This is a genomic window from Okeania sp., assembly GCF_983059655.1.
Map to the genome: position 1 here is coordinate 1 of NZ_CEZPJD010000669.1, position 4465 is coordinate 4465.

5 protein-coding genes are annotated in these 4465 nt (G+C 34.8%); 2 read left to right on the forward strand and 3 right to left on the reverse strand.

Features of this window, described 5'->3' with window-relative positions:
• Positions 1-390, reverse strand: a 390-nt coding sequence (locus AC3DU7_RS26295; RefSeq protein ID WP_488042230.1) for a Uma2 family endonuclease, incomplete at its 3' end; no start/stop codon positions are given.
• A 443-nt stretch (positions 391-833) separates the two neighbouring features.
• Here AC3DU7_RS26295 and AC3DU7_RS26300 point away from each other — a divergent pair.
• The gene (locus AC3DU7_RS26300; protein WP_488042231.1) at positions 834-1742 is read left to right on the forward strand and encodes an Rpn family recombination-promoting nuclease/putative transposase; all 909 of its coding nucleotides are present in this window, start codon (positions 834-836) and stop codon (positions 1740-1742) included.
• 531 nt (positions 1743-2273) lie between these two features.
• Here AC3DU7_RS26300 and AC3DU7_RS26305 read toward each other — a convergent pair.
• Together AC3DU7_RS26305 and AC3DU7_RS26310 are read right to left on the reverse strand one after the other, a co-directional pair.
• The gene (locus AC3DU7_RS26305; RefSeq protein ID WP_488042232.1) at positions 2274-2660 is read right to left on the reverse strand and encodes a GUN4 domain-containing protein; all 387 of its coding nucleotides are present in this window, start codon (positions 2658-2660) and stop codon (positions 2274-2276) included.
• Positions 2633-3997 (reverse strand): protein kinase domain-containing protein, encoded by a 1365-nt coding sequence (locus AC3DU7_RS26310; protein ID WP_488042233.1) that lies wholly within the window; start codon positions 3995-3997, stop codon positions 2633-2635. The genes AC3DU7_RS26305 and AC3DU7_RS26310 overlap by 28 nt, the downstream gene beginning before the upstream one ends.
• Positions 3998-4334: 337 nt before the next feature.
• Between AC3DU7_RS26310 and AC3DU7_RS26315 the strand changes: the two genes are divergently transcribed.
• Positions 4335-4465: DUF2887 domain-containing protein (locus AC3DU7_RS26315; protein ID WP_488042234.1), on the forward strand; the 131-nt coding region annotated here is incomplete at its 3' end.

Sequence of the window (4465 nt, forward strand, 5' to 3'; positions counted from 1 at the left end):
TTCAGATAAGCTGTCGGAAGGTGACATTAATTCGACTAAAAAATCCGGGCAAAGAGGTAAAAATTTTGTTCTTTGTTCAGGAGTTAAATTATTCCATTTTTCTATAGGTATCCACGCAGCATCGGGTGAACGGTTATCTCCATTTGGGAGGTTAAAACCTGCTGATGAATCAAAAGGAATACCAAGTTCATTTCTGTCTGCCCAGTTAAATAATTGTTGGGTTAATCTACCATTTCGATTTCCAGTTTCTGCACCAGCAGGTGACATAATAATTAAATCTCCTTTAGCATTTCTTTCAAATCTTAAATCTTGGTTTTTTTGACAGAGTTGAAAGAATTGTTCGTCTGTCATTTCAATTACTGAGTCAAGCTCGATAGTAAAGCTATTCATAGTTCAACATAAAATTTTAATAGCCCCCTTTCTTTTTAAGGAGGGTTGGGGGATTGGTATCTATTATAATGGCTAAATTAGCTGTAGCTAACATTTATCAAGTTGGTATAATCTCTAGATGTTTTTAATGTCGATTTTAATGATTTACAATTTAATGATTTACAAAAGGAATTAGAGTCTAGTAGTGGATTTTTTCATCTTAAATGATGCAATAGTAAACTAGTCTGAGATTGCTTTCCTGACGGAATGCTCCGCAAATACTGTTGTTTGCTATCGCAAAGCTCCGCTAACGCTTCAGACAATTCTAATGCACAGTTTTAGGTGAAACAGTCCACTACTAATAGCATTCATGCGTAAGTCCTAACTATATATAGTGTCCTTGCGTAAGTCCTGATCATCTATAATCTACAAGAAATTATACAAGTTCTAGAAAATATATAACTATGAAATTTATCAGCCCCAAAACTGACTTTGCCTTTAAAAAAATCTTTGGTTCTATTCACAGTCAAAAAATCCTCATTAGCTTTCTCAATGCCATAGTCTATAACAATCAAAATATTATTCAATCTCTCAAAATCATTAACCCCTATAACCCTGGAGTTACTAACACTATAAAAGATACTTATTTTGATGTAAAAGCACTTTTAGATAATGGCTCTACCGTCATTATTGAAATGCAAATATTGAACGTAGCAGATTTTAAAAAACGAGTGATTTATAACTTAGCTAAAGCTTATGGAAATCAATTAGATGTAGGGCAAGGTTATATGATGTTGGAACCTTTTATAGCTTTAACCATCGCCGACTTTGTTTTATTTGAGGATATTGATAAAATGATTACTAAATTCCGATTTAAAGAAGAAACAGAATCGATTAATTACGAAGATGAATTAACATTAATGTTTGTAGAATTACCCAAATTTAAAAAAGAATTGTCAGCCTTAGAAACCCTCAGCGATAAATGGATATACTTTATTAAATCGGCATCAAATTTAGAAGTAATACCAGAATCATTGGAAGAAGTATCAGAAATAGAAGCAGCATTAAAGATAGCAAATCGAGCCAACTTAAACAATAAAGAATTAGAGGAAGTAGAGGAACAAGAAAAGTTGATGAGAGATAAACAAGGACAAATTAGTTTCGCGAGAAACGAAGGACGGGAAGAAGGAATTGGAATTGGAGTAGTGAAACAAATCTTACGCCAAATTCGTCGCCAGTTTGGAGAAATACCTCCAGCAGTTGAGACTCAGATAGAGCAATTATCTTTGGAAAAATTAGATATTTTAGGTGAAGAAATTTTTGATTTAGCAACAATAGCAGATTTGGAAAACTGGCTAGATAATAATGGATAATTGATAATGGATAATTGATAATTGATAATGAAAGAGTTTTTTAAGTCTCTAGTTTTCTATCTCACTGTCTATACTAGCGAGAAGGGAGTCATTTCAGTTATCAGTTATCAGTTATCAGTTATCAGTTATTAGTTATTAGTTAACAATACCGAAGTCAGAAGTCAAAAGTTTGAAGTTAGTGCTAGACAAGGATTTGGCCACGGATACACGGATGGATGTCGTCCAGTAGTGGAATGTTTCTATAACTGCCTCGCAATGATAATCTCTGAGAATAATCATGTCTTCAGTGAGGGGGAAGGAAAAGTAATTATTTTATGTGAAGCTCCCATAGACTCTCCGAAGCAGTCTTTTCTATCAGACGGGAGATTGCTTCGGCTAAGTTAATGGTAAATCCTAGAGGTTGTTTCTATAACCGCCTCGCAATGACAATAACTTCTGTCGTAGAAAGGGGGAAGGACTGGTATTTGATGACCGATAAATAGGTTATTAAAAACTTATAACTGATTGTCAGACCGCTGAAATGGCTATATGTTAAAGTCTACAAGTCTCTGCGCGAGAGAAGAGCTTAAAATGGCCTTTTAGTATATACTTCTTCCATAGTCCTCGCCCCACCGGGTTCCAGCCCACGACCACCGAAGGCCCTACATGGGAAGGAAGATGCCCCATGTAATGTGTGTCCAGACTAAAAGTCAGGTCATCGTATCTCAACCAATTTCCTTCTTGACGCCATCCAACATTATCGCCAAACCCTTCCAATATTTTGCTATTGTACTGTCTTGTACCACCCAAACTCTGATAAATCTCCTTCTGCACAGAAAAGCCAAACTTACCATTACTGTGTTTTACCCAAAGTAGATCAATAGTGCGCAGGTCTCTACAAGGAAAATTATTTATGTCTTCTTTCCTTCTTGACGCCATCCAACATTATCGCCAAACCCTTCCAATATTTTGCTATTGTACTGTCTTGTACCACCCAAACTCTGATAAATCTCCTTCTGCACAGAAAAGCCAAACTTACCATTACTGTGTTTTACCCAAAGTAGATCAATAGTGCGCAGGTCTCTACAAGGAAAATTATTTATGTCTTCTTCTTTCAGGCAACTTTCAAGTTCTCGCCTAGCAACTTTCAACATACAAAGTTCAGTTTCCTGGTCTGCTTCTTTCCATTTTCCTGCTGCTAATAAGTCACGCAAATTTTCATAGTTTACTTCTATAGCTGAAACCAAAGGTATATCATTAGAAACAAAATTATGTGGAGGTTTTTGATTTTTTTGAGTAGGATAAATAGAAATTTTTTGGGATTTTTTAATTTTTTGATTAGAAACAAAATTATGTGGAAGTTTTTGTTTTTGTTGAATAGTAGAAACAGAATAATTACCTAATCCTAAATCAGCCAAAACATCTTCAACCTTCTGATAACGTTCCTTCGGTTTTTGTTCCACCAAAATATCTAAAACTTTCCCCAATTCATCACTCACAAAATTTCCATTTAAACAATCTCGCCATACCCATTCCATTTCCATTACATCATACAAATCAAACGGACTCATCCCAGTTAATAAATGCAAACAAACAACCCCCAAACTATACAGATCGCTCCCAAACTTTGCCTTTCCCATGGACTGTTCCGGGGCGCAATATTCCGCCGTTCCAATAACCGTTCCTGTAACCGTCCGCCGTTGAGTTGTAGGCATAACTTTAGCTGCTCCAAAGTCAACCAAAACTAACTTTTTATCAGCCTCTCTCCTAATAATATTCTCTGGTTTAATATCCCGATGAATCACATTATGACTGTGAACAAACTGCAAAACAGATAATAAGTCTATTAACAATTCTCGAATCTGACTTTCATTAAAAACCCCACGATTATCTAACTCTTGTTGCAGGGTTTCTCCTTTAATAAATTCCTGTACTAAATATTGACGACTATCCACAGAAAAATAAGCAAAAAGTTCGGGAATTTGTGAATGCTTTCCTAACAACTCCAACCTTTCCGCTTCCTGTGCAAATAACTCGGCAGCTTTTGCCACAGTATCGGTTCCCTGAGCTTGAGGAAGAAACTGTTTAATAACACAAAAAGATTTAGAAGGTTTAAACTCATCTACTGCTAAAAAAGTTCGACCAAAACCACCTTGTCCGAGAATACTTTTTGCCCAATAACGTTCTACAAGTAATAGTTTATCTCCACATTTTTGACAGAACTGAAAATTATCAGGATTAATAGTTAGACATTCCGGGTTGAGACATTGAGACATAATAATAATTTTTTTTAGAATCTACTAAACTCTATGACTAAATTATAATCTTAAATTTTTGAGAAACCCGATTTCTTTGAAAGTAAGCATTTCCTACAGAATGCTGCACAAAAAGCTATTAGCTCTCAGCTCTCAGAATAATACTCTCCCCTTAAAGGCAGTGTTTAAATGAATATAAACTTTAAGGTCAAAGTAGCTGACTTTCGTAGTAAGATTTAATTCTGGCTAAATTAATAAGCTTTTATCACGCACCAAAAACAATAGCTGAATGAATAATGAATAATTAATAATTAATAATGAATAATTAGAGATAGTTTTCATTATCCATTATCCATTAATGAAGGAGATACAATTTCAAAAAAACACGAAAATTTATTTACCTTTATTCTCCGAGATTTTTACCTATCTTAGAGACAACGAACCAGACTTAAGATGCCGTGCTATGATTACCTTTAAAACTCGTAGTAT